General features: G+C 70.3%; 2 protein-coding genes. Both read right to left on the bottom strand.

The window, feature by feature from the left end; genetic code table 11:
* The coding region (locus V6M46_RS18925; RefSeq protein WP_332667980.1) for a S8 family serine peptidase at positions 1-1,152 on the bottom strand (1,152 nt) is incomplete at its 3' end.
* Between the two features lie 183 nt (positions 1,153-1,335).
* Positions 1,336-1,631: L17 family ribosomal protein (locus V6M46_RS18920; protein ID WP_332667978.1), on the bottom strand; the 296-nt coding region annotated here is incomplete at its 5' end.

The following is a 1,631-nucleotide window of genomic DNA, read 5'->3' as shown; positions in this document are numbered from 1 at the left end:
TGCCGAGGCCACGACCACCGCGCCCGTGGCGCGCACGGCGGCGATCGCGTCCACCATCGGCTTGGCGTCAAGGCTCGAGCAGGGTGCGTACACGCCCAGCGACATGTTGATCACGTCGGCCGGATTGTCGTTGACGGGCACGGCCTCCAGGGTCCGCGGATCGGTCACCGGAAGGCCCGCCGACCACCTCATCGCCGCGCCGATGTCCTCCGTGGTCCCGCCGCACAGCCCCAGCGCCCGGACCGGGAGGATCTTGGCCTCGGGTGCGACACCCACCATGCCGCCGTTGTCCCTGGCTCCTGCGACGATGCCGGCCACGTGGGTCCCGTGCCACGAGCTGGACGCACTGGGGCTGTCCTCGTAGCAGTAGTTGGAGGGTTCCCAGTCGCCCTGGTCCTGCGGGTTGGGGTCCCAGCCGTCACCGTCACGGCCGGTGTCCTCGACAAAACCATCCTCGAACGTGAACTCGCTGACGAAGTCGCGGCCCGGCAGCATGCGTCCGCCCGCGTTCGTGCCATCCCAGGTCGGCAGATCGGAGTGCGTCGTGATGCCGGTGTCGATGACCGCCACGACGGCGCCCTCGCCCCGCGTCGCCTGCCAGGCGTACGGAGCCCGCGAGCTGAAGCCGCCACTGGGGAAGGTGTTGGAGGAGCCCATGACCGACACGACCTTGGCGTCGGTCTTCGCACGCCAGTCCCACACCGCACGCGCGTTGTTGCCCACGAAGTAGGGATCGGTGACCGGTACGGGCGGAGCGGCGTGCGCCCGCAGGATGTAGTTGGGCGCAGCCCACACCACGTCGGAGCGCTCGCGCAGCTCCGCGGCGACCGCCTCGGCCTCGGCAGCCGTGACCCGTTCCGTGGTCGGCAGCACCGAGGTACGCCCACCGGTCGCGCTCTTGCGGACCCGATCGAGTCCTACCCCCGAGGGGAGGGCGTCCTCCGCGGCCCGGACCAGCCCGGTGCTTGCGGTCGAGGTCGTCGTCTTGACGATGACACCCGCTGCCAGGGTCGGACGGTCCTCCGGGCTCGGCTCCGAGACCGGGACGGGTGAGCGCGGCTCGGCGGCGACCGGACCGAGGCTGAGCCCCGTCGCAGTCAGCGCGCCGATCGCGACCAGGACGAACGAACGACGTACGGCCAGCGTGTGCATGTGGGTCCCCCGCGATGGTCGTCGGAGCTCCGAAAGCGGCATCCGGCCGGAAAAATCTAGCAGCCATCGGGATCACCTGTCTGCGAAAAACGAGAGTCTCACCCTCGGCCCGTCGGGTGCTCCACGCCGGACATGCAGAAGGCCCGCCACCTTGCGGTGACGGGCCTCCTGACGACGTGATGCCTACTTGGCGTCGCCCTCGGTGGTCTCCTCTGCAGGAGCCTCCTCGGTCTCGGCCTCAGCGACAGGCGCCTCGGTCTCAGCCGGTGCCTCGTCGACGACGTCGGTCTCGACGACCTCGGCCTCGTCGACAGTCGGCTCCTCGACGGGCGCGGCGGCCTTGGGAGCAGCCTTGCCCTTCTTGGGCGTCTGGTTCTGCGCGCCGAACTGCTTGGCCTCGACGATCTCGATGACGGCCATGGGGGCGTTGTCGCCCTTGCGCGGCGCGACCTTCGTGATGCGCGTGTAGCCGCCGGGAC

It is taken from the genome of Aeromicrobium sp. (assembly GCF_036676885.1).
Taxonomy (GTDB): domain Bacteria; phylum Actinomycetota; class Actinomycetes; order Propionibacteriales; family Nocardioidaceae; genus Aeromicrobium.
The sequence above is the reverse complement of the archived record's forward strand: the minus strand, read 5'-3'. Positions and strand labels throughout refer to the sequence as shown.